Origin of the sequence: Streptacidiphilus monticola, assembly GCF_042658505.1 — a bacterium.
GTDB lineage: Bacteria > Actinomycetota > Actinomycetes > Streptomycetales > Streptomycetaceae > Streptacidiphilus > Streptacidiphilus monticola.
Map to the genome: position 1 here is coordinate 1 of NZ_JBHSQJ010000040.1, position 24,442 is coordinate 24,442.

A 24,442-nucleotide genomic window follows, 5' to 3' on the forward strand; every position below is an offset into this window, starting at 1 on the left:
GCGAGGACGGCGGAGAAGCCGACGCCGAAGCGGCCGACCGCGCCCTCCTCGCGCTTGCTGCTGGCACGGAGGGTGGCCAGCGACTCGACGCCGGTGGCGTCCAGCGGGGCGCCGGTGTTGGCGGCGGCGCGGACGCCCTCGCGCAGCGTGAGCCGGAGCCGGCCGGGGACGCCCGCGCGCCCCGCGGCGTCGGCGGCGTTCTGTGCCAGCTCGACGACCAGCCGGTCCCGGTACCCGCCGAGGGCGAGCTCCTCCTCGGCGTTGGCGTCCTCGCGGAACCGCGCGGGGGCGGCCGTCCAGGCGTCGAGTACGCGGCGGCGCAGGGCCGCCGTGTCGAACGCGTCCATGCCGGTTCCTCCTGCTGTCGATGCCATCGGCCGCATTCTCCATGCTCGGGACGACTTGACACAGTCAGGTTAGGCAACCCTAAGTTGGTGGGCATGCCCCTTCTCGCCGCGCATGCGCTGACCCTCCGCTACGGCGGCCGCCCGGTCGTCGACGGCCTCGACGTCGCTCTGCCCGAGGGGAAGGTCACCGCGATCGTGGGCCCCAACGGGTGCGGCAAGTCCACACTGCTGCGCGGCCTTTCGCGCCTGCTCGCGCCCGCGGCGGGCCAGGTGACGCTGGACGGCGAGGACGTCCAGCGGCTGCCCGCCAAGGCCCTCGCCCGACGGCTCGGCCTGCTCCCGCAGCAGCCGACCGCCCCGGAGGCGGTCACGGTGGAGGGCCTGGTCCGCCTGGGCCGCTACCCCCACCAGGGCATGCTGGGCGGCTGGAGCCCCGCGGACCAGGCCGCGGTGGAGCGCGCCCTGGAGCTGACGGGCACGGGTGGGTTGCGGGACCGGCTGGTTGACGAACTGTCAGGCGGCCAGCGCCAGCGTGCCTGGATCGCGCTGGCGCTGGCCCAGGAGACGGACCTGCTGCTGCTGGACGAGCCGACCACGTTCCTGGACCTGCGCCACCAGCTGGAGGTGCTGGACATCGTCGCCCGGCTGCAGGCGGAGTCGGGCCGGACGGTGGCCATGGTCCTGCACGATCTGGGCCAGGCGGCCCGGTACGCGGACCACTTGGTGGTGCTGACCGCGGGGGCGGTCGCGGCCGAGGGAGCCCCTGCTGAGGTCCTGACGGCGGAGCTGGTGGAGGAGGTGTTCGGGGTCCCCTGCGTGGTCCTGCCGGACCCGGAGACCGCCACCCCCCTGATCGTCCCGAGGGCCAGGCGCTCTCGCTCAGTTGCAGCTCCGTAGCGGCGCGAGGATCCCGAACCGGGAGGTGCCCCCACCGCGAGCGACCCCCGACTCGCGGAGGTCCGCTCGCGGGAGGTGCCTTCACCGCGAGCGACCCACCACTCGCGGAGGTCCGCCCCGTGCGGGACGAACCTCCCAGGGTGGTGGGTCGCTCGCGGTGGGGGCACCTCCCGCCCGAAGGGTGGGGGATCCTCGCGCCCCTGGAGGGTGCCGGGTTGCTCGCGTGAGCGAGGTCCCGCGCTAGCGGGCTGCCACACGGCGGTGGGAGGCCAGGAGCCAGACCAGGTAGCCACCGCCCAGCAAGCCTGTCAGTACGCCCACCGGCAACGCATGTCCCGGGACGGCCCGTTGGGAGAGCCAGTCCGCAGCCACCAGCAGCGCGGCGCCCATCGCGGCCGACGGGACCAGGTTCGGGCCGGGAGTCCGGGTCAGTCTCCGGGCCAGCTGCGGAGCAGCCAGCGCGACGAAGGACACCGGGCCGCACGCCGCCGCCGCGGCCGCGGCCAGCAGGACGGCGACGGAGAGCAGCACGTACCGGGTCCGGGGCACCCGCACCCCCAGCGCCGCGGCCGAATCGTCGCCCAGCTCCAGCAGGCGCAGCGCACGGCCGTACCCCACGACGGCCACCGGGGCCAGGAGCACCAGAGCGCCGAGCGCCGTCCGGACGTCGGACCAGTCACGGCCGTCGAGGGAGCCGGTCAACCACAGCACGGCCCTTGCGGCGTCCATCAGTTGAGCCCGCGTCAGCAGGTAGCCGTTGACGCCGGTGAGCACCGCCGCCGTGGCGACGCCCGCGAGGACGAAGGGGCCGCGGCGGGAGGCCAGCAGGACGACCGCGCCCGAGAGCACCGCGCCGGCCACGGCGCCGCCGGCGAGGACGGTCGAGCTGCCGCCCAGCACCACGATGGAGACCAGTGCGCCCATCGCCGCCCCCGACGTGAAGCCCAGGACGTCCGGGCTGCCGAGCGGGTTGCGCACGAGCGCCTGGAACAGCGCGCCGGAGAGGGCGAGCGCGGCCCCCGCCGCGAGCGCGGTCAGCACGCGGGGCAGCCGCAGCTCCCAGACGACGAAGTGCGCGCCGGCGTCCCCGCCGCCGGAGAGGGTGCGCAGCACCTCGGCCGGGGTGAGCGGATAGTCGCCGGTGCCCAGCACCAGGACGCCGAAGGCCAGGGCGACCGCCAGCAGGGCGCAGGTGACGACACGTGACCTCACTTCGACGTCACCACCTTGAGCAGCAGCAGGCCGCCGACGACCGCCGTCACCGTGCCCGCCTGGATCTCGGCGGGGCGGGCCAGCACCCGGCCCAGCACGTCGGCGCCGAGCAGCAGCACCGGTCCCAGCACGGCGCAGTACGGGAGTTGGCGTCTCGGGTCGGGGCCGACCAGCCGGGCCACGACGTGCGGGGTGAGCAGGCCGACGAAGACGATCGGCCCGCAGGCGGCGGTAGCCGCCCCGCACAGCAGGGTGATGGCGACGACGGCCGCGCTGCGGGTCAGCGCGAGGCGGGCGCCGAGGGCCCGGGCCGTGTCCTCGCCGAGGGCGAGCGCGGCGAGCGGGCGGCCGAGCACCAAGGCGACCGCAACTCCCGTCAGGGCGAAGGGCGTCAGCGCCCACACCGTGGTGAAGGAGGCGGAGGCCAGCGACCCCACCGTCCAGAAGCGCATGGCGTCCAGGGCGTCGGTGTCCAGCAGTTCGACGGCGCTGACGTAGGCGAACAGCGTGGCGTTGAGCGCGGTTCCGGCCAGGGCCAGGCGGCCCGGGGTGGCCGTCCGGCCGCCGCCGACGACGTGGACGAGCACCGAGACGGCGGCCGCCCCGGCGAAGGCGAACCAGACCGTTTCCCCGAAGCCGCCGACGCCGAGCAGCGCCGAGGCGGTGACGACGGCGGCCGAGGCGCCCGCGTTGATGCCGAGCAGGCCGGGGTCGGCGAGCGGGTTGCGGGTCAACGCCCGCATGACGCCGCCCGCGAGGCCGAGGGACGCTCCGGCCAGCAGGCCGAGCAGGGTCCGGGGCAGCCGCATCCGGTGCACCACGTCGTAGTCGGCGGAGTGGGCGTCCACCAGACCGTGCCAGACCTGGCCGGGGCCGAGGCCGCGCGCGCCGACGGCGATGCTGAGCGCGAGCACCAGCACGAGCGCGGCTCCCGCCGCGACCGGTGCCCGCCGACCGGCGGGTACGGCAGGTGACAGGGGTTCAGCACGGGTGGCCGCGCTCATGGCTCTCCAACTCTCGGGGGACGGGCTGGACAAGCCGCCCGAAACTTAGGTTAGGTTAACCTAACTTCGATCTCGTCAACAGCTCGCTGGAAGGCGGCCGTCTCGTCATGCCCGGAATGTCACGAATCACCAACTCCCCCTTGTCGCGCCGCGGTCTGCTCGCGGCCGGAGGCGCCGCCGGGCTCGGCGCGCTGCTCGCGGCCTGCGGCTCCAGTGGTTCGTCGAAGTCGAGCGCGGACGCGGCCGCCGCGAGCGCCTCCGCCGCCGGTCCGTGGACCTTCACCGACGACCGGAGGAAGACGGTCAGGCTGGACCGGCCGCCGACCCGCGTCGTCGCGTACACGGGAACCGCGGCCGCACTGCACGACTTCGGGGTCAACGACCGGATCGTCGGCGTCTTCGGGCCGACCAGGCTCGCCAACGGCAAGGCCGACCCGATGGCCGGGGACCTGGACATCGCCGAGGTGACCGTCCTCGGCAACGCCTGGGGCGAGTTCAGCGTCGAGAAGTACGCCGCGCTCCGGCCCGAGCTGCTGGTCACCAACATGTGGCAGCCGGGCGCACTCTGGTTCGTGCCGGACGAGAGCCGGGCCAAGATCGAGGCGCTCGCCCCCACCGTGGGCATCACCTGCGCCGACGTCCAACTGCCGGTCGCCATCGGCCGGTACGAGGAGCTGGCCCGGCTGCTCGGCGCGGACCTGGGGGCGACCGCGGTGGCCGCCGCCAAGGCCCGGTTCCAGAAGGCCGCCGAGACCATCCGGCAGGCCGCGGCCGCCGCCAGGTCCCGGGGCAGGGACGGCATCAAGGTCCTCGCCGCCTCCGCCGCCGCGGACATGTTCTACGTCTCCGACCCCAAGGTCTACCCGGACCTCTCCTACTACCGTTCCCTCGGCGTCCGGTTGGTCACCCCGGACAAGGTCGAGGGCGGCTTCTTCGAGAGCCTCAGCTGGGAGAACGCCGACAAGTACGACGCCGACGTGATCCTGCTGGACAGCCGCAGCTCGGCCCTGCAGCCCAAGGACCTGACGTCCAGGCCGACCTGGCAGAAGCTGTCCGCCGTCAGGGCCGGCCAGGTGGTGCCGTGGCTGAGCGAGGTCCGCCTGTCCTACGCCGGCTGCGCCCCGCTGCTGGAGCAGCTGGCCGCCGCGCTCGGCTCGGCGAAGAAGGTGGCCGCCTGATGAGCAGTCAGCAGGGGCCGCAGCCCTGGCGTTTCTTCGCTCTCCAGGTCGCCCGCACCCGGCGGGTCGGCCCCTCCATGGTCCGGATCACCTTCACCGGACCAGAGGTGGACGGCTTCCGCTCCGGCGGGCGCGACCAGCGGTTCAAGCTCTTCCTGCCGCAGCCGCACCAGGAGCGGCCGCGCGTCCCCGTAGAGGCGGGCGCCGAGGGCTGGTTCGCCGCCTGGCAGGCGATGGACCCGGACGAGCGCGCGGTCATGCGCTCCTACACCGTGCGGGCGCAGCGCCCGGGCGAACTGGCCGTGGACTTCGCCCTGCACGGCGGCACCGGCCCGGCCGGACGCTGGGCCGCCGCCGCCCAGCCCGGCGACCAGGTCATGGCGATCGGTCCGACGGAGGAGGACAACGCGGGCATCGACTTCCGGCCCCCGCCCGGAACCGACTGGGTGATGCTGGCCGCGGACCTCACCGCGCTGCCCGCCGTCGCGGGCATCCTCGACCGGCTCCCGGCCGGGCTCCCGGTCCGCGCCTGGGTGGAGGTCCCGCACCCGGAGGACGCCCAGCCGCTCGACACCGACCGCGGCGACCGCCGGGTGGAGTGGCTGACCGGCCGCTCCGCGTTGGACGCGGTCCGGGAGGCCGAACTGCCGCAGGGGACCGGCTACGCCTGGATCGCCGGGGAGGCCGCCACCGTGCGCGGGCTGCGCCGACACCTCGTCAACGAGCGGGGCTGGGACCGGACCTCGGTCACCTTCACCGGCTACTGGCGCCGGGGGGCGACCGAGGAGCAGCTCGTCGCCGAGGAGCTGGCCGGGGGGAGCCGGGCATGAGCGTGCACCGCCGGCACCACGAGCACCTGTTCAGCGCCGACACGCTGACCGCCTACCGGCACCTGGTCAACGCGGGCGCGCAGCGCGTCGCCGACCGGGCGGCCCGGGTCACCGGGCCGAGTACCGGAGTGGCGCCGCAGACCCTGGCCGCGGCGCTCGCCGCCGTGGACCTGGACGCGCCGCTGCACCACCCGGCCGCCGCCCTCGACGAGCTGGACACCCTCTACCTGCGCGACGCCGTCTGGTTCCACCACCCCCGCTACCTCGCCCACCTCAACTGCCCGGTGGTGCTGCCCGCACTGCTGGGCGAGGCGGTGCTGTCCGCCGTCAACTCCTCGCTGGACACCTGGGACCAGAGCGCGGGCGGGACGCTGATCGAGCGTCGGCTGATCGACTGGACCGCCGCGCGCATCGGCCTCGGGCCGGACGCCGACGGCGTCTTCACCAGCGGCGGCACCCAGTCCAACCTGCACGCCCTGCTGCTGGCCCGGGAGAAGGCGACCGGCGGCGACCCCGCCCTGCTGCCCCGGCTGCGGATCCTCGCCTCGGAGGTCTCGCACTTCAGCGTCGCCCGGGCCGCCCTGCTGATGGGCCTGGCCGGGGACGCCGTCGTCGCCGTCCCCACCGACCAGGCGCGGCGGATGCGACCCGCCGCGCTGGAGCGGGAGTTGGAGCGCTGCGCGCGGGCCGGCCTGGTGCCGATGGCGGTCGTGGGGACGGCGGGCACCACCGACTTCGGTTCGATCGACCCGCTGCCCCAGCTCGCCGACGCCGCCGCCCGCCACGGCGCCTGGTTCCACGTGGACGCCGCCTACGGCTGCGGCCTGCTGGCCTCGCCCACCCGGCGACAGCTGCTGGACGGGATCGAGCGGGCCGACTCGGTCACCGTCGACTTCCACAAGTCCTTCTTCCAGCCGGTCAGTTCGAGCGCTGTGCTGGTCCGCGACCGGCGCGCCATGACCCCGCTGGTGCACCACCACGACTACCTCAACCCCGAGCACCTCTCCGCCCGGCTGCCCAACCAGGTCGACAAGAGCCTGCAGACCACCCGCCGCTTCGACGCGCTGAAGCTGTGGCTGACGCTGCGGATCATGGGCGCGGACGCCGTCGGCGACCTCTTCGACCAGTGCGTCGACCGCGCCGAGCAGGGCTGGCGGCTGCTGGACGCCGACCCGCGCTTCGACGTCGTGGTCCGCCCGCAGCTGTCCACCCTGGTCTTCCGCTGGCGTCCCGCCGAGCCCGCCCCGGCCGCCCTGGTGGACGCCGCCAACCTGCACGCCCGCGAGGCCCTGGCCGCCTCCGGCGCGGCCCTCGTCGCCGCCACGGTCGTGGACGGCCGCGACCACCTGAAGTTCACCCTGCTCAACCCCGCCACCACGACCGCCGACCTGGCCGCCGTGCTGGACCTGCTCGCCGGTCATGCCACCGCCTACCTGGCGGCCCGGCAGGCTGCCTGACGCCCCCTCAGCCCCTGGAGGCCCCGTGCATGACTTCGTCGCCATCGGCCTCGGCCCGTTCAACCTGGGCCTCGCCGCGCTGACCCACCCGGTGGACGACCTGGACGGACTGTTCCTGGAACGCAAGCCCGCCTTCGACTGGCACCCCGGCATGATGCTGGAGCACGCCAGCATGCAGACGCCCTTCCTGGCCGACCTGGTCACCCTGGCCGACCCCGGCTCCCCGTTCTCCTTCCTCAGCTACCTCAAGCGACAGGGGCGGCTCTACCGCTTCTACATCCGGGAGAACTTCTTCCCGCTGCGCAGCGAGTACGCCGCCTACTGCCGCTGGGTCTCCGAGCAGCTGCCGGAGATCCGCTTCGGCGCCGAGGTCGAGCGCGTCGAGCACGACGGGGAGGGCTACGTCGTCCGGGTCGCCGACGGCACCGTGCACCGCGCCCGGCGGCTGGTGCTGGGCACCGGCACCCCCCCGTACGTGCCGCCCGCCGCACGCGACCTGCTCGGCAAGGACGGCGTGCTGCACAGCGGCGCGTACCTCGACCACGCCGAGGAGCTGCGCCGACGCGCCGCCGTCACCGTCGTCGGCAGCGGCCAGAGCGCCGCCGAGATCTACGCCGACCTGCTCGCCGACGCCGACCGCTGCGGCTACCGGCTCGACTGGGTGACCCGCTCGCCGCGCTTCTTCCCGCTCGAGTACACCAAGCTGACGCTGGAGATGACCTCCCCCGAGTACGTCGACTACTTCCACTCACTCCCGGCGGACGTCCGCGACCGCCTCGGGGCGACGCAGAAGGGCCTGTTCAAGGGCATCAGCGCAGAGACCGTGAACGGGATCTTCGAGCTGCTCTACGTCAAGTCGCTGGCCGGCCGGGTGAGCACCCGGCTGCTCGGCAACACCGCGCTGACGGCGGTGGACGCGGTGGACGGCGGCTACGAACTGACGCTGCACCAGCAGGAGCAGGACGTCGTGCACCGGATCCGGACGGAGGCGGTGGTGCTGGCCACCGGCTACCGTCACCGGGTCCCCGCATTCCTGGAACCGGTGCGCGACCGGCTCCGGCTCGACGCGCAGGGCCGCTTCGACGTTCGGCGCGACTGGAGCGTGGACGCCGCCGGCACCGGCGAGGTGCTGGTGCAGAACGCCGCGCTCCACAGCCACAGCCTGTCCGACCCGGACCTCGGCATGGGTGCCTACCGCAACTCCTGCCTGATCCGCACCATGACCGGGCGCGAGGTCTACCCGATCGAACGCCGCATCGCCTTCCAGGAGTTCGCCGCCGCATGACCCGCTACGACCTTCGCTTCCGTCCCGTGGACCCTGACGCCGACGCCGAGCTGCTGCACGCCTGGGTGACCCATCCCAAGGCCGTGTACTGGATGATGCAGGACGCGGCCGTGGACGACGTCCGGGCCGAGTACACCCGGCTGGACGCCTACCTGGGGCTGTTCGACGGTGAACCCCGCTGCCTCTACGAGCGCTACGACCCGGCGGTGGAACTGGCCGGGATCCATGCCTCGCGCCCGGGCGACGTGGGCATGCACGTGCTGGCCGCGCCGACCGGCACACCGCTGCCCGGCTTCACCCGGGCCGTCTTCCGTGCCGTGCTGGACGAGCTGTTCGCCGATCCGGCGACGCGGCGCGTCGTCGTCGAGCCCGACGTGCGCAACCGGGCCGTGCACCGGCTCAACGCGCTGATGGGCTTCCGGCCGCAGCGGGTGGTGCAACTGCCCGCCAAGCGGGCGCTGTTGAGCACCCTGACCAGAGAGCAGTACCGGGCCGCGACGGGCGCGCCGCCGGAGACCGGGCACCTCGCCCCGCAGCTTTGGGCGGAGGCCAACCGCCGCCTCGTCCGCAAGGCTCTCGCCGAGTTCGCGCACGAGCGCCTGATCAGCCCGACGCCGCTCCCGGACGGCCGTTACGGCGTGGCCTCGGACGACGACACGGTCGGCTACCGCTTCCGCGCCCGGCGCCTGGCGCTGGACCACTGGCAGATCGACGCCGACTCGCTCACCCGGCACCGGGGCGAAACGGAACTTCCGCTGGACGCCTGTGAGTTGGTCCTGGAACTGCGGCGCAGCCTGAACCTGTCGGACGAGGTGCTGCCCGTCTACCTGGAGGAGATCACCTCCACACTGGCGGCCACCGCCTTCAAGCTGTCCCGGCCCGCGCCGACCGCCGAGGAGCTGGCGGCCGACGCCGACCTGCAGACGGTCGAGGCCGCGATGACCGAGGGCCACCCGTGCTTCGTCGCCAACAGCGGCCGCCTGGGCTTCGACTCGGCCGAGTACCTGCGCTACGCGCCCGAAGCGGCCGCCCCGGTGCGGCTGCACTGGGTCGCCGCCCGGGAGGAGCACGCGGTGCTGGCCCTGGGCCGTGGGGCGAACCTGGAGGAGCTGCTGGCCGACGCCCCGGCCGTGCCGAGCGGGTACGTCGCGATCCCGGTGCACCCGTGGCAGTGGCGGAACAGACTGTCCGTCAGCTACGCGGGGGAGCTGGCCTCGGGCCGGCTGCTGCACCTGGGCGAGGGCCGGGACAGCTACCTGCCGCAGCAGTCCGTCCGCACCTTCTTCAACACGGCCGCCCCGGACCGGCCCTATGTGAAGACGGCCCTGTCCGTCCTCAACATGGGCTTCCTGCGCGGACTCTCGGCCGACTACATGGCGACCACCCCGGCCGTCAACGACTGGCTGGCCGACCTGGTCGCCGCCGACCCGGTCCTGTCCGGCTCCGGCTTCTCGATCCTGCGCGAACACGCCGCGGTCGGCTACCGCCACCCGCACTACCCGGCGGGCACGGCCCAGCAGAAGATGCTCGCCGCGCTGTGGCGGGAGAGCCCCTTCCCGAAGCTGCGGGAGGGCGAACGCGCCGCCACGATGGCCTCCCTGCTGCACCTGGACCGCGAGGGCAACTCCCTGGCGGCGGCACTGATCGCCCGCTCGGACGTCTCGCCGGAGGCGTGGCTGCGCGCCTACCTCGACGCCTACCTGAGCCCGATCCTGCGCTGCTACTACGCCTACGGCCTGGTGTTCATGCCCCACGGCGAGAACGTCATCCTGGCGCTGGACGAGAAGGGCGTGCCCACGCGGGCGTTCTTCAAGGACCTGGCCGAGGAGATAGCCGTCCTCGATCCCGAACTCCCGCTCCCCGACGAGATCTCCCGGGTACGGGCCGAGGTCCCGGAGCAGCAGCGGATCCTGTCCATCGTCACGGACGTCTTCGACTGCTTCTTCCGCTTCCTGGCCGCCACCCTGGACGCCTGCGGGGCGCTCGGCGAGAAGCGGTTCTGGGCCGTCGTCGCCGAACAGGTCCGCGCCCACGAGGCGGACACCTCCGCCCTGTTCGCGGAGCGCTTCCCGCTGTCGTGCCTCAACCGGCTCCAACTCCGCAACAACCGCCAGATGGTCGACCTCACGGACCCCGCCGGCGCGATCTCCCTGGCGGGAACCCTGGGCAACCCGCTGTACCACTGAGGGGCGCGAGGAACTGCGCGACCAGCCCACCACGCGCGGAGGTTCGGCCCCGTGTGCGGGTCGGACCTCCCGGAGTGGTGGGCTGGTCGCGCTGGGGGCACCTCCCGCCCGAAGGGTGGGGGATTCCTCGCGCCCCTGGAGGTGCGTGGCTAGACGCCTGCGTAGCTGTGCTTGCCGTTGATGAAGATGCTCACGCCGTACGAGTTGAACAGGAAGCACGCGAACGCGATCAGCACCAGGTAGGCAGCCTTCCGGCCCTTCCACCCCGCTGTGGCGCGGGCGTGCAGGAAGCAGGCGTACGCGACCCAGGTGATGAAGGCCCAGGTCTCGGTCGGGTCCCACTCCCAGTAGTGGCCCCACGCCGCCTCGGCCCAGATCGCCCCCGCGATGATCGTGAACGTCCACAGCGGGAAGATGAAGGCGTTGATCCGGTAGGACCACTTGTCCAGCGTGGCCGAGGACGGCATCCGCTCGCAGACCGAACTCCACCAGCCGCCACGGGCCTTGCCCAGGCCGACGGCCACCTCGTAGTGGTCCTTGAACAGGTACAGCACCGCCGCGATCGCGCCCGCGTAGAACGCGCCGCCGCAGATCATCGCGCCGGAGACGTGGATCCACAGCCAGTACGAGTGCAGCGCCGGGACCAGCTGCTCGGAGTCGGTGTAGAAGACGGTGACCGCGAGGCCCAGGCCCAGCAGTGCGCCCAGCGTCAGCGGCAGGCCCAGCCAGCGCACGTTCTTGCCCGCGGCCAGCAGGCCGACGTAGAGCAGCGACGCCACCGCCGTCATGGCGCAGGTGAACTCGTAGAGGTTGCCCCACGGCGGCCGGTGCGCCGAGGCGCCGCGGGCGATCACCGCGCACACCAGCAGCAGCGTGGCCAGGGTGGTCAGCGAGACCGCGACGCGGCCGATGCGGTCGGCCTTCTCGTCGCCGCCCGCCGCGCCGGGGCCGTCGGCGGGCGGGGCGGCGTCGCCGCGCGTGAGCACATCGACGGTGCCCGCCTTGGCGGCGACCGTGCGCGTCAGCGTGGCGGTGCCGCCGGCCCGGCGGACGGTGACCTCGACGGCCGGGCCTTCCTCGGCCGCCGTCTCCTCCGTCCCCGCCGCGTCCTGAGCGTCCGTCACCAACTGGGCGGACTGGCGGGCCACGCGGCTGCGGCCGCCGAAGGTCCACTCGAAGGTGTAGGCGAGGAAGGCCAGCATGAAGACGGCCATCGCCGAATAGATCAGTGTGTTGGAGATGTTGGCGAGGCTGGTGTTGATCGCCGTGTCAGCGAGAAACACGCTCACTCCTTGCTGGCCGTGGAGACGGGGTCGGGGTCGGCTGCGGTCTGCTGCTTGGGCACCTTCTCGGCCCGGGCCGCGCGCTGGAGTTCGAGGGCCACGTCGGCCAGTTCCTCCGCGATGCGGGCCGACTCGCTGCGGGCGAGGCCGGCGACCTCGACCGTGGTCAGGCCGTCCGGGCCGGTGACCGCGCGCACCCAGATCCGGCGGCGCTGGACGAACAGCGAGCCGATCAGGCCGAGGACGGCCAGCACGGCGCTGCTCAGCGCCCAGCCGGTGCCCGGGTTGTGCGCGACGGTGAAGTTGGCCCACTGCTTGAGGCCGGTGAAGACGACCGTGCCGCCGCTCGGCAGGTCGAAGCCCTGGCCGGGCGCGAGCTGCAGGGCCATCGGGACGGTGACGGTCTTGCCGTTCTTGTCCTTGCCGGTCTCGGTGTACTGCTTCAGGTGCTTGGTGTTGAGCTGGTAGACGCTCTGCGGCGCACCGGAGTTGTTGCCCAGGTCGCCGTGGTAGGCCGTCAGGTAGAGCGCCGGGTCGAGCGCCTGCGGGAAGATCGAGTGCGGGCCGATCCTTCCGAACTCGCTGGTGGGCGCCTTGGTCGGAGTCAGCAGCGCGCTGAAGCCGAGCTGCTCGCTGGTGCCCTGGCTGTTCACGTAGCCGTCGCTGACCTTGATGGCGCAGATGGAGCTGAGGTTGGCGTCCTGCGGCAGGCAGGGCGTCGGGCCGTCGAAGACGACGTTGCCCTTCGCGTCGGTGACCCGGATCACCGGGGCGTAGCCGTGGGCGGTGAGGTAGACGTTGCTGCCGCCGATCTCCAGCGGGTGGTTGACCTCGATGGTGCCCGAGCGGGTCTTCGTGGAGTCGCTGCCGGTCCAGTAGGACACGTGGGCCTTGAACTCCCGCGCGGTGCCCACCTGCTGACCGCTGGTCTGGTAGCTGGCGGAGAAGCTGTCCAGCTTGAAGCCGAAGGGGTCCAGGCTGTCGGCGGTGTAGAAGGTACTGGGCATGAAGTCGTCGTACTGGGTGACGTTGTTGCTGAACGCGCTGCCCTCGACGACGATCACGGTGCCCTGGCCGCCGAGCAGCCGTCCCGCCGCGAAGGCGAGCAGCAGGCCGAACAGCGAGATGTGGAAGAGCAGGTTGCCGACCTCGCGCAGATAGCCCTTCTCCGAGGTGACGCTGCCGCCGTTGCGGGCGACGCGGAACCGCCGCCTCTTCAGCACCTGCTGGGCCGCGCTGAGCGCCACGGCCTCGTTCACCCGGCTCTGCCAGCTCGCGTAGACCGGCATCCGCTCCAGGTGCTTCGGCGCGGCCGGCGGCTGCGAACGCAGCACGCCGACGAACTGCCAGGTACGGGGGACGATGCAGCCCGCGAGCGAGATGAACAGCAGGATGTAGATCGCCGAGAACCAGAACGAGCTGTAGACGTGGAACATCCCCAGCTTGTCGTAGATCGGCGTCAGCGTGGTGTGCTTCATCCGGAACTCCGCCACCTTGGCGGCAGCGGTGCTCGTCTGCGGCACGAGGGAACCGGGGACGGCGGCGAGCGACAGCAGGAAGAGCAGGATCAGCGCGGTCCGCATGGACGTCAGCTGCCGCCAGGTCCAGCGCAGCCACCCGCCGAGACCGATGCCGACGACCTGCGCGGCCTCCTCGGAGGGCGCGCTGCTCAGCTTGGCGGCCGCCGCCTCGTCCGCCGCCTCGCGGGGTTCCGTCGTGTCGCTCATCTCAGATTCCCGTGGTGAAGTTGCTGGTCCAGACCGTCAGTTGGTAGTCGATCTGCGCCCAGACGCCGGTGAGCAGCAGCACGCCGACGACCACGAGCACGCCGCCGCCGACGCCGGTCACCAGGCGGTAGTGGCTCTTGACCCAGCCGAACGCACCCAGCACCTTCCGGAAGGCGAGCGCGGCCGCGACGAAGGGGAGGCCCAGGCCGAGGCAGTACGCGAGCGCCAGCAGCGAGCCGCGAGCGGCGCTGCCCTGCGTCCCGGCGAGGGAGACCACGGAACTGAGCACCGGGCCGATGCACGGAGTCCAGCCGAGACCGAAGACGATGCCCAGCAGCGGCGCGCCGACCAGGCCGACCATCGGCCGCCGGTGGCTGCGCACCTCGCGCTGGGTGAAGCCCGGCAGGGCACCCGCGAAGGCCAGCCCCATGAGGATGGTGAGGATTCCGGCGACACGGTCGACGGCGGTCTGATGCGCCATCAACTGCTGTCCGACGAAGCCGAACAGGGAGCCCTCGGAGACGAAGACGGCGCTGAAGCCCAGGATGAACAGCAGCGCCCCGGCCAGCATCCGGCCGCGGCGGCGGCCCTCGGCGTCCTGCAGATCGACGGCCGAGAAGCCGGTGACGTAGGACAGGTAGCCGGGGACGAGGGGGAGCACGCAGGGCGAGAAGAAGGAGACGAGCCCGCCGAACAGGGCGACGGGGACCGCCAGTATCAGCGCTCCGCTGAGCACCGTCTCGTTGGGCGTCACGACTTCTCCGCCAGCACCGGCTGGAGCAGCTTCGTCAACTGCTCGCTGGTGAGCGGCTGCAGCGCGCGGACGGCGACCCTGCCCTCGCGGTCCAGGATCAGCGTGGACGGGATGGCCTGCGGGTTGAGGCTGCCCTTCGGGAACTTGAGCAGCAGTTCGCCGTCCGGGTCGTAGAGGTTGGGGTAGGTCAGCCCGTGCGCCGAGACGAACGCCTTGGCGGCGGGGACCTGCAGGTCCCGGGTGTTGATGCCGACGAACTGGACGCCTTCGGCCTGGGTGGCCTTGAACACCGACTCCAGGTCACCCGCCTCCGCCCGGCACGGCCCGCACCACGAGCCCCAGACGTTGAGGACGACGACCTTGCCGCGGTAGTCGGCGAGGGACAGCGGCTTGCCGTCGAGGTCCTGCCCGCTGAGGCTGATCGCCGCGCCGCGGTCCTTCACCGGGACGGTGGCGGAGGTGCCGGTACCGGAGACGAAGTGGGTGTCGCTGCTGCTGGAGCCGGAACCGCTGCCCGAGCAGGCGGTGAGTGCGAGCGCGGCGGCTGCCGCAGCGGCGAGCGCGGCGGAAACGCGGAAGGCGGGGCGACTCATGTGAAGAGTTTCGCATGGGAATTCAGGCGGCTTTGACCACCCCCCTTGATCGTGTCGCCACCTGTTCTGACCTGGGGCGTTGATCAATTCCCGATCTTTATCCGGCACTTATTGAACTCAGGCTTACCACCCGTCCGCCCGGGGGGCGCCGGGCTGTGGACATGTGCGGCTCCGCCGGGTGGGCGCGACCAGCCCACCACCCGAGGAGATCCGGCACCGATCAACGGGGCGAACCTCCGTGGGTGGCGGGCTGGTCGCGCTGGGGGCACCTCCCGCCCGAAGGGGGGATTCCACGCGCCCCTGGGGGCCGCGCCCCCCTGACGGGGTTACGCCCCGAAGGCCTTCTTGCCGGCCAGGTGGGCCGGGAGGAGATCCCGCGCGGGCTCGCTGTAGCCGATGGAGATGATCTTGTCCCCCTGGAAGGTGAAGCTGGTCAGGCTCGCCAGCGAGCACTGCCGGCGGCGCGGGTCGTGCCACAGCCGCCGCTTCTCCGCGAAGCTGCGCAGGGTCCAGATCGGCAGCTGGTGGCTGACCACGACCGCCTCGTGCCCGCGGGCCGCGTCCCGCGCGCTCTCCAGCGCGCCCATCATCCGCACGACCTGCTCGATGTACGGCTCGCCCCAGGACGGGCGGAACGGGTTGGTCAGGTGCTTCCAGTGCGACGGGTTCCTCAGGGACCCGTCGCCCACCCCGAAGGTCTTGCCCTGGAACACGTTGGCGGCCTCGATCAGCCGCTCGTCCGTCCCGACCGTCAGGCCGTGCGCCGCGGCGATCGGGGCGGCCGTCTCCTGCGCGCGCTCCAGCGGGGAGGCCACCACGTACGTGACGTCCCGGCCGCTGAGGTGGTCCGCCACCCGGTCGGCCATCTTCCGGCCCAGGTCGGACAGGTGGTAGCCGGGCAGCCGCCCGTACAGCACACCGGTGGGGTTGTGCACCTCGCCGTGGCGCATGACGTGCACCACGGTGATCTCGTCACCGCTCTTCGCGGCAGCCTTCGCGTCGTCGCTCATGTCGCCCAGTATCCCGTCCGTCAGGCCTGCGCCGCGGCTGCCGCCTGGGCGGCCTTCGGCAGCGCGTCGGCGATGCGCTGGATCGCCCGCTCGTCGTGCGCGGAGGACACGAACCAGGACTCGAAGGCGGACGGCGGCAGGTAGACGCCCTCGGCCAGCAGGGCGTGGAAGAAGGCGGTGAAGCGGAACGCCTCCTGCTCCCGGGCCTCCTGGTAGTTCGTCACCTGACGGTCCGTGAAGAACACCGAGAACATGTTGCCCGCCGTCTGCAGGCTGTGGGCCACACCCTCCTTCGTCAGCGCCTCGCTCACCAGGCCGCTGATCTCGGCCGCCACCCGGTCCACCGTGGCGTACACCTCGTCGGTGGCGTTGCGCAGCTGGGCCAGGCCGGCGGCGGTGGCGATCGGGTTCCCGGAGAGGGTGCCGGCCTGGTAGACCGGGCCGGCCGGGGCCAGGTGGGCCATGACGTCCGCGCGGCCGCCGAAGGCCGCGGCGGGGAAGCCGCCGCCCATGACCTTGCCGAAGGTGAGCAGGTCCGGGGCCCAGCCCTCGCGGGCGGCCTCCAGTCCGTACCAGCCTGAGCTGGAGACACGGAAGCCGGTCATCACCTCGTCGGAGATGAACAACGCGCCGTTCTCCCGGCAGAGTTGGGCCAGACCGCCGTTGAAGCCGGGCAGCGGCGGGACCACGCCCATGTTGCCGGGGCTGGCCTCGGTGATCACGCAGGCGATCTCGCCGGGGTGCGCGGCGAACGCGGCCCGCACGGCGTCGAGGTCGTTGTAGGGGAGCACGATGGTGTCCCCGGCCTGGGCGCCGGTGACGCCCGGGGTGTCCGGCAGCGCGAAGGTGGCGACGCCGGAGCCGGCGGCGGCCAGCAGCGCGTCCACGTGGCCGTGGTAGCAGCCGGCGAACTTGACGACCTTGGACCGGCCGGTGAAGCCGCGGGCCAGCCGGATCGCGGACATGGTGGCCTCGGTGCCGGAGGAGACCAGCCGGACCTGCTCCACCGGGGCGACCCGGGCGACGATCTCCTCGGCCAACTCGACCTCGCCCTGACCGGGCGTGCCGAAGGACGTGCCGTTCGCCACAGCCCGCTGCACCGCGTCGATGACGGCGGGGTGGGCGTGGCCGAGCAGCATCGGGCCCCAGGAGCAGACCAGGTCGACGTACTCGCGGCCGTCGGCGTCGGTCAGGTAGGGGCCGCGGCCGGAGACCATGAAGCGGGGGGTGCCGCCGACCGCCCGGAAGGCGCGGACCGGCGAGTTGACCCCGCCGGGCGTGACGACCGAGGCACGCTCGAACAGCGCCTCGGAGACGGGGGCCTCGTAGGGGTACGGACGGCTGGCGGAAGCGGGGGTGTCTGCGTGGGTCACCCCGCCATGGTCTCAAATCGCTCACAACCGCATGTCGCACCCCTTCGACGGCATGTTCCGCGCGGGCATCTGGGACGATGATCGGGTCACAGTCATGCCGCGCTTCTGGCCTGGCCTGTTGGCAAAACGCGCACGGACAGTAAGGATGGTCCGGTGCGTGTCGGGGTATGGCGTGAGCACGCTCGCTCGTGGGCACGGCCATGGGTATGCACGGGTACGGCGTAGGTGGCAGAGGTGGAGGTGCTGACCGCGTGGGGGTGACGTACAAGTACTTCGGCGCACCCGACCGCGCGACGGCAGCCCGCGTTCCCACCGCCCTCGGCCGCGACGGCCTCGGGCTGGACGCCGGCGAGCTCGGGACGCTCGGGCGTCTCGGCGAGCTCTTCGGCCACGACGGCTCGGAGGAGTCGCTGGGCGGCTCGCTCTCGACGAAGATCAAGCCGGAGACCATGTCGGCGATGGTGCTCACCGGCATCGTCGGCATCCCGCTGAACGAGGTGCCCCCGCTGGAGCTGGTGGTGCTGCACCCCGACTACGCGGTGATGCAACTCCCCCGCACCGTGATCGACCCCCTCCGCGAGGCGGACGAGGCGCAGCTCGGCACCGCCGCCTTCATCTGGTCCACGGTCCCCGACCGCCGCGGCCCGCGGGACGCCTTCGTCATCTACAAGATGCTGCACGAGTGGCAGGACTTCGCGGTGCGCCTGCACGACGCCGGGCACCAGCTGTACTGCCTGATGTGGCCGTAGGCCGACGGGCCCGGATCAGCGGAGCACGTCGAAGACCTGCTTCTGCACCCCGTTGGGGTACACCTCGTGCTCGACCAGGCGCAGCTTCTGGGTGTCCTTGTCCGTCGCGCTGAACAGGCGCTTCCCCGCGCCGAGCAGCAGCGGGTAGACGAGCAGGTGGTAACGGTCGATCAGACCCGCGTCGGAGAGCGCCTGGTTGAGGGAGGCGCTGCCGTGGACGATGATCGGGCCGCCGTCGGTCCGCTTGAGGGCGGCGACGTCGTCGAGGGAGCGCAGGATCGTGGTCTCGCCCCAGTCGGAGACCAAGTCTGCGTCGGTGAGGGTGGTGGAGACGACGTACTTGGGCAGCGTCCGGTAGCGGGCGAACTCCGCCATCTGCGGCCAGACGGGGCTGAACGCCTGGTAGCTGACGCGGCCCAGGAGCATCGCCGTAGCCTCCTCCTGCTCGCGGCCCTTGATCTCGAAGGCCTCGGGGACGAACTCGACCTCCTTGAAGGTCCATCCGGCGTTGCGGTAGCCGGGCTCGCCGCCCGGGGCCTCGACGACGCCGTCGAGGGAGATGAATGCGGTGCTGATGAGGGTGCGCATGGGGGGCTCCTCGGAAGTCTCGTGTCCGGTGACGGGTGGTCAGCTGAAGAGGGCGGTGAGCCACCGCTGCCAGGCGGCCTGGGCGCCGTCCGCGTCGGCGTGGGCGTCCGCGTCGAAGAGGTGATGGAACGTCAGCACGATGCCCGGGCCCTGGTGGAAGGTCAGGAGGGCGTCCGTGCCGCGGATCCCGAAGCGCTCGTCGTCCGCCCAGACGACCTCGCCGTCCAGCGCCGGGAGGTCGGCCGGCCCGCCATGGGCCCGAGCGCCCCGCACGAGCGGGTCGGGCAGCGACAGGGCGCGGGCGAGTACGGCACGGACGTCCTCGCCCGGCCGGGCGCCCGTGGGCGCTGCGGCGAAGACGGGGACGGCGGTTCGTCCGGGGAAGTGGGCGAGGTATTCGGCCAGGGTGTGCAGGTGGAAGGGCCAGCCCCGGCGCAGCGCGTCGTACTCGTCCTGCCAGTCGTCGCCGAGCATGCCGCTGTGGACGACGCGGAGCACGGTGCTGCCGCCCTCGCGCCCCTCGATGAGGTACTCGAAGGCCATGAACCGCCCGTCCTCGGCCGGGGCGGTGCGCGAGGCGAAGCGCTTGCCGGGCTCGTAGGCGGTGATCAGCGCCTCCTCGCGATGGCCACCGGTCTCCATCGCGGCCACCCCGCCCTCGCGGGGCTCGACCTGGTTGCGGCCCATGAACCAGGAGTCGATGCCCGGCCCGGTGGCGATGGCCTCCCAGACCTGCTCAGGAGTCGCGGCGAGCGTCGTCTCCAGCTCGATCCCGAAGGGGTGCGTCATCGTCAGTCCTCCTGTCCCGCTGGGGACTTGGTCCTCCGGTTGTCCTGGGACGCGGCCGGGACCTGGTGCAGGCCCACGACCACGCGGTGACTGCGCCCGCCGGGGGCGGACTCGTCGTGGTAGCGGCTGACCAGCGCGCCCACGGCCTGGGCCAGCTCCTCGGCGAAGGCCGCCCGGTCGGCGGCGGAGGCGAAGCGCACCTCCGCGTCGATGCCGAAGGTGGCCACCCGCCGTCCGGCGCGAGCCGCGCCGGTGAGCAACTGCCCGACCTCCTGCACCAGCCGGGACCCGAGTGCCAGCAGCCACCGCGCGGAGAGCTGGTCCGGCGAGCGGGACGGGTCCGGGCTCACGGCGGCCAGCACGCTCGGCGAGATCACGTACGACGCGGCGGCGGCGCGGTAGACCCGCTCGGTGACGTTGCCCTTGCGCCGCTCCTCGACGAGCTCGACCAGCCCGTGCCGCTCCAGTTCCTTCAGGTGGTAGTTGACCTTCTGCCGAGGCAGCCCCAGGCGTCCGGCCAGCATCGCGGCCGAGCCGGGCTCGGCCAGGGCGGCGAGGATGGCGGCCCGTATCGGGTCCAGCGACGCCTCGGCCGCGGCGGGTTCTTCGATCACGGCGATGTCCAGCACCCCTCCAGGCTCACTCCGACAAGAAAATTTGTCAAGACAAATGAAGCTGTCGGATAGCGAAAGAGTCCCGATGTCACGGATGGTGCCGGAACGCCCACTTGTCCGTAGGAAGGTGGAACCGGTACGGCGGCGAGGGGTGGTCGGGTGGTTACGGAAGCGGCGGTCCGCGACCGACTGTTCACGGAGCTTTACCGCGAACACTGAGCAGCCCTGGTCTGGCAGTTGCGCTGCCAGGGCGCATCGGAGGCGGAGGCCTGCGACGCCGTCCAGGAGGCTTTCGCCGCGGCGCTGCGGGCCGGCCCCCTGGACCGGGACGATGCCTGGCCGGCCTGGCTGCGGACCGTGTCGCGGCGCTGCTACCTGCACGCCCGCGGGAGGAACGCGCGGCCCGCCGTCGAACCCCGAGCGCCGCAGGAGCTTCCCGAGTCCGCAGCCCACGGCGGGGAGAGCGCCGGCGACGCGGCCTCGGCACGACTGCACCGATTCGGCGTACTGGAGCTGCTGCGTTCCCTGCCGGAGCGTCAACGCCTGGTGTTCACCCTGCACTTCGAGGGGTTGGCCACGGCGGAGATCGCGGCTGAGCTGGAGATGCAGGAGGCGGCCGTGCGCAAGAACCTCTCCCGGGCGCGCACCGCGCTGAAGGCCCGGCTGCCGCTGCTGACGGAGGACGACGATGCCTGACCCCCGCGACCGCACCGACGACGACCGGCTCGACCTGCTGTTCCGCGCATCGCGCGCCGCGTACCTGTCCGCCGCGGACGCCGCCTTCGACCTGGCCGCCGGCCTCGCGGACGTCCGCGCCCGTGCCGCTCGGCGCGCTGAGCCCGGAGCTGACCGGGCGGCGGCGCTCGGGCAGGTGGACCGGCTCGCCTCCCTGCTCGGCCTGCTCCCGGCGACGGCCCCGGGCGAGCTGGCAGCCGCCGTGGGCCGGGCGAGGGAAGAACTCTTCGCGCTACGCCATGCTCTGACGAGCCGTCAGGCGCTGCTCCCGCTGGACGGCTTCCGGGCGAGTCTCGGACAGGCGGAGCTGGCCGCCGCTCGACTCGGCTCGGTCGGCCTCGATGCCGTGCTCAGCGGTCGGATCCCGGATCTCGGCGGGGTACGGGTGGACATCCACGCCGAGGTGACGCGGCTCGCGGAACTGCTCGGAGGCGGCCCCGCCGGACCCCGCCGCCGTCGTGCGCGCCGCGCGGCCGGCGAGCCCTGGGCGCGGCGTGAGCGCTGACCTGCGCCTGCTCCGGTACCGGGACTTCCGGGTGTTCCTGGTCGGCCACTTCACCTCCATGCTGGGGACGGCCATGTCGACGCCCGCCACCGCCTTCGCGGTGCTGGACAGCGGGGGCGGCGCTGCCGCCCTCGGCTGGGTCATGGCGGCCGGGATCGTGCCCCAGCTCGTCTTCCTGCTTCCGGGAGGAGTGGCCGCGGACCGTCTGGGCCACCGCCGGATGATGCTCGCCGCCGACGCGGCGCGGGCCGTCGCGCAGGGTGCCCTCGCACTGGTGCTGCTGGCCGGTCACGGGCATGCCGAGCCGTGGCTCTTCCTGGTTGCCGCCCTGGTCCGGGGCGGAGGCGAGGCCTTCTTCCGCCCGGCGTTCAGCGCCCTCACACCGGACATCGCGCCGCAGCCTCACCTCGTCCGTGCCAACGCCCTGCTCGGGACGGCCCGTTCGAGCGCCGCGGTCGCCGGCCCCGCGCTGGCGGGTGTCCTCGTCGCGGTGACCGGCCCTGCGCTCGTCCTCGCCGTGGACGCCGCCAGCTACCTGGTGAGCGTCGCGGCCCTCACCGCCCTGCGGACCCCGCCGCCCGTTCCGGTCACGAAGGGGCGACGCCGCGAACTGACCGAAGGATGGCGGGAGTTCCGCTCGCGCCGCTGGCTCGCCGCGACCACGGCTCACCTCAGCGTCGTGAACCTCGCGGTCTGGGGCCCCTTCCTGCTCCTCGGGCCCGTACTGCTGGACCGCCCCGGAGGCGGGGGCGCGGGCGCGTGGGGCTGTGTCATGGCCGCCTACGGCGCGGGCTCGATCCTGGGCGGCCTGCTCGCGCGGGAGGTGCGCTACCCGCTCCGCTGGGCCACCCTGGCTGCTCTGGGCTACGGCCTCCCGTGCGCCCTGCTGGCGGCCGGGGCCGCCCCGGGCTGGACGGCGGCGGGCGCCGCCGTGGCCGGGGCCGGCTCGTCCCTCTCGGCGGCATTCGCCGCGACCGCCACCCAGCAGCACGTTCCGCGCCGAGCCCTGGCCCGGGTCAGCTCCCTGCAGACCCTGGGCACGTTCTCGCTCGGTCCCCTCGGCCTCGTGCTCGCCGGGCCGCTGGCCCACATCCTCGGCGCCTCCCGGCTGCTGTGGTGCTCCGCGGCCGTCTGCGCCGCCGTCGCCCTCGCCGTCCTCGCCCGGCGGGACGTCCGCCGGCAGGCGGTCAGCCGGGACGGCGCGGGTGACGGGCCGTCAGTGGGGCAGGGGCAGCGCGGCGGTGCGGGAGGGGTCGGTGAGGATGTCCAGGGCGGTGATGCGGCCGGCCTGGATGGTGAAGGACATGACGGACAGGACGCGGCCCTCGCGGAAGGAGACGACGCCGGGCGAGCCGTTGACCAGGACGACGCGGCCCTCGGCCGCGAAGCGGGCGAAGGTGATCGCCTGGGAGGCGACCTCGGTCGCGCCGCGGCGCAGGATGCCCGGGACGAGCGTGCCGCCGTCGGAGCGGGCCACCACGTCCGGGTCGAGGACGGCCAGCAGGGCCTCGAAGTCGCCGGCGCGGGAGGCGGACAGGAAGGCGTCCACGACGCTGCGCTTGCGGGCGTTGTCCGTGTCGGCCGCCGGGGTCGCGCCCTGGACGCGGCGGCGGGCCCGGCTGGCGAGCGGGCGGGTCGAGACCACGGTGCGGCCGAGGATCGGGGCGATGTCGTCGAAGGGCACGTCGAACATGTCGCGCACGGGCGAAGAAGCACGGCGAGTCCGACGAGCGCCTGCACGCGGTCGTGGCCTGGAGGGAGGCCCCGTTCTTCACCGACGAGGAGCGCGCCGCCCTGGCCCTGACGGAGGCCGTCACCCGGATCGCGGACCGCTCCGGCAAGGCCGTGGCCGACGAGCTCTGGGACGAGGCGGCGGACCACTTCAACGAGGAGCAGCTGTCCGCGATCATCCTGATGATCGGCCTCACCAATCTCTTCAACCGGATCAACACCGCCATCGAGGAGCCGGCCGGCGCCGAATGGAGCTGAGCCCGGGGCGGCCCCGTCGCCTACCGTGCAGACATGACGTGGCTGAACGAGAGCATGCTGGACCGGGCCGGGCGGTTCCTGTGGACCTCCGGCCGGGTGCTGGAGCAGCGCCGGTTCGCGTGGCACTTCGGCGGACCGGCCGAACCCGCAGACCGCGAGGGGCTGTTGGCGGCCCTGGACGGCTACCGCACTCCGGACGGCGGTTACGCCTTCGGCCTGGAACCGGACGTGCGCGGGCCCGCGCCCCAGCCGCTGGCCGTACCGACCGCGTTGCGGGTGCTGGCGGAGGCCGGGGCGCTGGGCGCGGACCGGCTCGGGCCGCTGTGCGACTGGCTGGCCGGCGTGGCGGCCCCCGACGGCGGCGTGCCGAGCGTGCTGCGCACGCTGCGGCCTTACCCGCGCCCGCCCTGGCTGCCGATCGCCGACGAGCCGCCGGGCGACCTGCTGGCGACCGGTCAGATCGTCGGACCGCTGCTGCGCAGCGGCTTCGACCACCCGTGGCTGGAGCCCGCGGTGGACTTCTGCCGCCGCGCCGTGGAGGCGCTCCAGGACACGCACCCCTACGAGGTGGGCGCCGCCCTGTGCTTCCTGGACGCGCTCCCGGACGATCCGTGGGCGCGGCAACAGGCGCGGCGGCTTGGCGAGTTGGTGCGGGCGCAGCGGCTCGTGCTGCTGGACCCGGCGCACCCGGAGCAGGCCCGGCTCGCCCCCGGCTACGCGCCCGGCGAGTTCCACCTCCCGTACGACTACGCACCCGAGCCCGGCAGCCTGGCCCGGTCCTGGTTCACCGACGCGGAGATGGACCGGAGCCTGGCGTACCTCGCCGGGCAGCAGCAGGAGGACGGCGGCTGGCCGATCCGCTGGGCGCAGTGGTCCCCGACTACGGTGGTCGAGGCCCGGCCCGGGGTGACCCTGGCGGCGCTGCTGACGCTGCGCGCCCACGATCGGGCCGCGGCGGCGTAGAGGACGCGCACAGGCCGGGCGGCGACTCCGGGCAGGTACGCCGACCAGGCGGAGGAGCAACGCGGGCGGCGGGGACGTCGAGGCGACGAGGGCCTGTGCGGCGGACCTTTCCGGATCAGCGCGCAACGTTCCCCCGGCCTCCGGGCGCGAGGTGCCCCAGGTGCGGCCGGCTCCGAGGTGCCCCGGTGCGGTCGGCTCCGAGGTGCCGGAGCGCCCTCGTGCTGGACGTACTCGGGCGCTGCGCCGACGAACGGTGGAGCACCTCCCGGCCGAGGGCTGGGGGAGGCCTGCTCGGGGCGCCTCCCGCCCGAAGGGCGGGCAAGCGGCCCGGGCCTGGAAAGACCCGCCGGACAGGCCCTCCTTGCCCGGCTGGC

Annotated in this window: 22 protein-coding genes and 3 pseudogenes; 12 read left to right on the forward strand and 13 right to left on the reverse strand. The window is 73.2% G+C overall.

Going from position 1 to position 24,442, the window contains the following annotated elements:
* On the reverse strand, positions 1–374 hold a 374-nt coding region (locus ACFP3V_RS10945; protein ID WP_380582463.1), incomplete at its 3' end, for a sacsin N-terminal ATP-binding-like domain-containing protein.
* Between the two features lie 66 nt (positions 375–440).
* Here ACFP3V_RS10945 and ACFP3V_RS10950 point away from each other — a divergent pair.
* The gene (locus ACFP3V_RS10950; protein ID WP_380582465.1) at positions 441–1,244 is read left to right on the forward strand and encodes an ABC transporter ATP-binding protein; all 804 of its coding nucleotides are present in this window, start codon (positions 441–443) and stop codon (positions 1,242–1,244) included.
* Between the two features lie 240 nt (positions 1,245–1,484).
* Here the strand turns inward: ACFP3V_RS10950 and ACFP3V_RS10955 are convergent, their stop codons facing one another.
* Positions 1,485–2,456 carry a FecCD family ABC transporter permease gene (locus tag ACFP3V_RS10955; protein WP_380582467.1) on the reverse strand — a complete coding sequence of 324 codons (972 nt, stop codon included), beginning with the start codon at positions 2,454–2,456 and terminating at the stop codon, positions 1,485–1,487.
* On the reverse strand, positions 2,453–3,460 hold the full coding sequence (locus tag ACFP3V_RS10960; RefSeq protein ID WP_380582469.1) for a FecCD family ABC transporter permease: 1,008 nt from the start codon (positions 3,458–3,460) through the stop codon (positions 2,453–2,455). Before ACFP3V_RS10960 ends, ACFP3V_RS10955 begins: the two co-directional genes overlap by 4 nt.
* A 116-nt stretch (positions 3,461–3,576) precedes the next feature.
* Here ACFP3V_RS10960 and ACFP3V_RS10965 point away from each other — a divergent pair, with 116 nt between their 5' ends.
* From ACFP3V_RS10965 to ACFP3V_RS10985, 5 genes are read left to right on the forward strand one after another with little or no spacing between them, the layout of a single operon-like run.
* Positions 3,577–4,638, forward strand: coding sequence for an ABC transporter substrate-binding protein (locus ACFP3V_RS10965; RefSeq protein WP_380582471.1), 1,062 nt, complete (start codon positions 3,577–3,579; stop codon positions 4,636–4,638).
* Positions 4,638–5,468 (forward strand): siderophore-interacting protein, encoded by an 831-nt coding sequence (locus tag ACFP3V_RS10970; protein WP_380582473.1) that lies wholly within the window; start codon positions 4,638–4,640, stop codon positions 5,466–5,468. Before ACFP3V_RS10965 ends, ACFP3V_RS10970 begins: the two co-directional genes overlap by 1 nt.
* Positions 5,465–6,925 carry a pyridoxal phosphate-dependent decarboxylase family protein gene (locus tag ACFP3V_RS10975; RefSeq protein WP_380582475.1) on the forward strand — a complete coding sequence of 487 codons (1,461 nt, stop codon included), beginning with the start codon at positions 5,465–5,467 and terminating at the stop codon, positions 6,923–6,925. Before ACFP3V_RS10970 ends, ACFP3V_RS10975 begins: the two co-directional genes overlap by 4 nt.
* Entirely contained in the window at positions 6,888–8,210 is a 1,323-nt protein-coding gene (locus ACFP3V_RS10980; RefSeq protein WP_380582477.1) for a lysine N(6)-hydroxylase/L-ornithine N(5)-oxygenase family protein, read from the forward strand. Before ACFP3V_RS10975 ends, ACFP3V_RS10980 begins: the two co-directional genes overlap by 38 nt.
* Positions 8,207–10,396 carry a GNAT family N-acetyltransferase gene (locus tag ACFP3V_RS10985; RefSeq protein ID WP_380582479.1) on the forward strand — a complete coding sequence of 730 codons (2,190 nt, stop codon included), beginning with the start codon at positions 8,207–8,209 and terminating at the stop codon, positions 10,394–10,396. The genes ACFP3V_RS10980 and ACFP3V_RS10985 overlap by 4 nt, the downstream gene beginning before the upstream one ends.
* Positions 10,397–10,545: 149 nt before the next feature.
* Here the strand turns inward: ACFP3V_RS10985 and ccsB are convergent, their stop codons facing one another.
* The 6 genes from ccsB to hemL form a co-directional block, all read right to left on the reverse strand.
* A complete protein-coding gene (gene ccsB / locus ACFP3V_RS10990; protein WP_380582481.1) occupies positions 10,546–11,679 on the reverse strand; it encodes a c-type cytochrome biogenesis protein CcsB in 1,134 nt (377 codons plus the stop codon).
* A 2-nt stretch (positions 11,680–11,681) separates the two neighbouring features.
* The gene (resB, locus tag ACFP3V_RS10995; RefSeq protein WP_380582483.1) at positions 11,682–13,406 is read right to left on the reverse strand and encodes a cytochrome c biogenesis protein ResB; all 1,725 of its coding nucleotides are present in this window, start codon (positions 13,404–13,406) and stop codon (positions 11,682–11,684) included.
* Between the two features lies 1 nt (position 13,407).
* Positions 13,408–14,160 (reverse strand): cytochrome c biogenesis CcdA family protein, encoded by a 753-nt coding sequence (locus ACFP3V_RS11000; RefSeq protein WP_380582485.1) that lies wholly within the window; start codon positions 14,158–14,160, stop codon positions 13,408–13,410.
* On the reverse strand, positions 14,157–14,753 hold the full coding sequence (locus tag ACFP3V_RS11005) for a TlpA family protein disulfide reductase (protein WP_380582487.1): 597 nt from the start codon (positions 14,751–14,753) through the stop codon (positions 14,157–14,159). Before ACFP3V_RS11005 ends, ACFP3V_RS11000 begins: the two co-directional genes overlap by 4 nt.
* A gap of 326 nt (positions 14,754–15,079) precedes the next feature.
* A complete protein-coding gene (locus ACFP3V_RS11010) occupies positions 15,080–15,763 on the reverse strand; it encodes a histidine phosphatase family protein (protein WP_380582489.1) in 684 nt (227 codons plus the stop codon).
* Between the two features lie 20 nt (positions 15,764–15,783).
* Positions 15,784–17,136, reverse strand: coding sequence for a glutamate-1-semialdehyde 2,1-aminomutase (gene hemL / locus ACFP3V_RS11015; RefSeq protein ID WP_380582491.1), 1,353 nt, complete (start codon positions 17,134–17,136; stop codon positions 15,784–15,786).
* Between the two features lie 251 nt (positions 17,137–17,387).
* Between hemL and ACFP3V_RS11020 the strand changes: the two genes are divergently transcribed.
* A complete protein-coding gene (locus ACFP3V_RS11020; protein ID WP_380582493.1) occupies positions 17,388–17,885 on the forward strand; it encodes a hypothetical protein in 498 nt (165 codons plus the stop codon).
* A gap of 15 nt (positions 17,886–17,900) precedes the next feature.
* Here the strand turns inward: ACFP3V_RS11020 and ACFP3V_RS11025 are convergent, their stop codons facing one another.
* From ACFP3V_RS11025 to ACFP3V_RS11035, 3 genes are read right to left on the reverse strand one after another with little or no spacing between them, the layout of a single operon-like run.
* Positions 17,901–18,473: a dihydrofolate reductase family protein gene (locus ACFP3V_RS11025; protein ID WP_380582495.1), complete on the reverse strand. Its 573-nt coding sequence runs from the start codon at positions 18,471–18,473 to the stop codon at positions 17,901–17,903.
* 39 nt (positions 18,474–18,512) lie between these two features.
* Complete coding sequence (locus ACFP3V_RS11030; RefSeq protein ID WP_380582497.1) at positions 18,513–19,262, reverse strand: SRPBCC family protein; 750 nt, start codon at positions 19,260–19,262, stop codon at positions 18,513–18,515.
* Between the two features lie 2 nt (positions 19,263–19,264).
* Positions 19,265–19,891: an ArsR/SmtB family transcription factor gene (locus ACFP3V_RS11035; RefSeq protein ID WP_380582499.1), complete on the reverse strand. Its 627-nt coding sequence runs from the start codon at positions 19,889–19,891 to the stop codon at positions 19,265–19,267.
* Positions 19,892–20,113: 222 nt separating this feature from the next.
* On the opposite strand from ACFP3V_RS11035, the gene ACFP3V_RS11040 reads away from it, so the two are divergent.
* The 3 genes and pseudogenes from ACFP3V_RS11040 to ACFP3V_RS11050 form a co-directional block, all read left to right on the forward strand.
* Entirely contained in the window at positions 20,114–20,572 is a 459-nt protein-coding gene (locus ACFP3V_RS11040; RefSeq protein WP_380582501.1) for an RNA polymerase sigma factor, read from the forward strand.
* Complete coding sequence (locus tag ACFP3V_RS11045; protein WP_380582503.1) at positions 20,565–21,116, forward strand: hypothetical protein; 552 nt, start codon at positions 20,565–20,567, stop codon at positions 21,114–21,116. The genes ACFP3V_RS11040 and ACFP3V_RS11045 overlap by 8 nt, the downstream gene beginning before the upstream one ends.
* Positions 21,106–22,266: pseudogene (locus ACFP3V_RS11050) on the forward strand (MFS transporter); the annotation flags it as partial. The gene ACFP3V_RS11045 and the pseudogene ACFP3V_RS11050, both read left to right, overlap by 11 nt.
* Positions 22,267–22,332: 66 nt before the next feature.
* Here ACFP3V_RS11050 and ACFP3V_RS11055 read toward each other — a convergent pair.
* Positions 22,333–22,815: pseudogene (locus ACFP3V_RS11055) on the reverse strand (sigma-70 family RNA polymerase sigma factor family protein); the annotation flags it as partial.
* Positions 22,816–22,820: 5 nt separating this feature from the next.
* Between ACFP3V_RS11055 and ACFP3V_RS11060 the strand changes: the two are divergent.
* Together ACFP3V_RS11060 and ACFP3V_RS11065 are read left to right on the forward strand one after the other, a co-directional pair.
* Positions 22,821–23,105: pseudogene (locus tag ACFP3V_RS11060) on the forward strand (carboxymuconolactone decarboxylase family protein); the annotation flags it as partial.
* A 33-nt stretch (positions 23,106–23,138) separates the two neighbouring features.
* Positions 23,139–24,068: a hypothetical protein gene (locus tag ACFP3V_RS11065; RefSeq protein WP_380582505.1), complete on the forward strand. Its 930-nt coding sequence runs from the start codon at positions 23,139–23,141 to the stop codon at positions 24,066–24,068.
* The last annotated feature ends 374 nt before the right edge of the window (positions 24,069–24,442 follow it).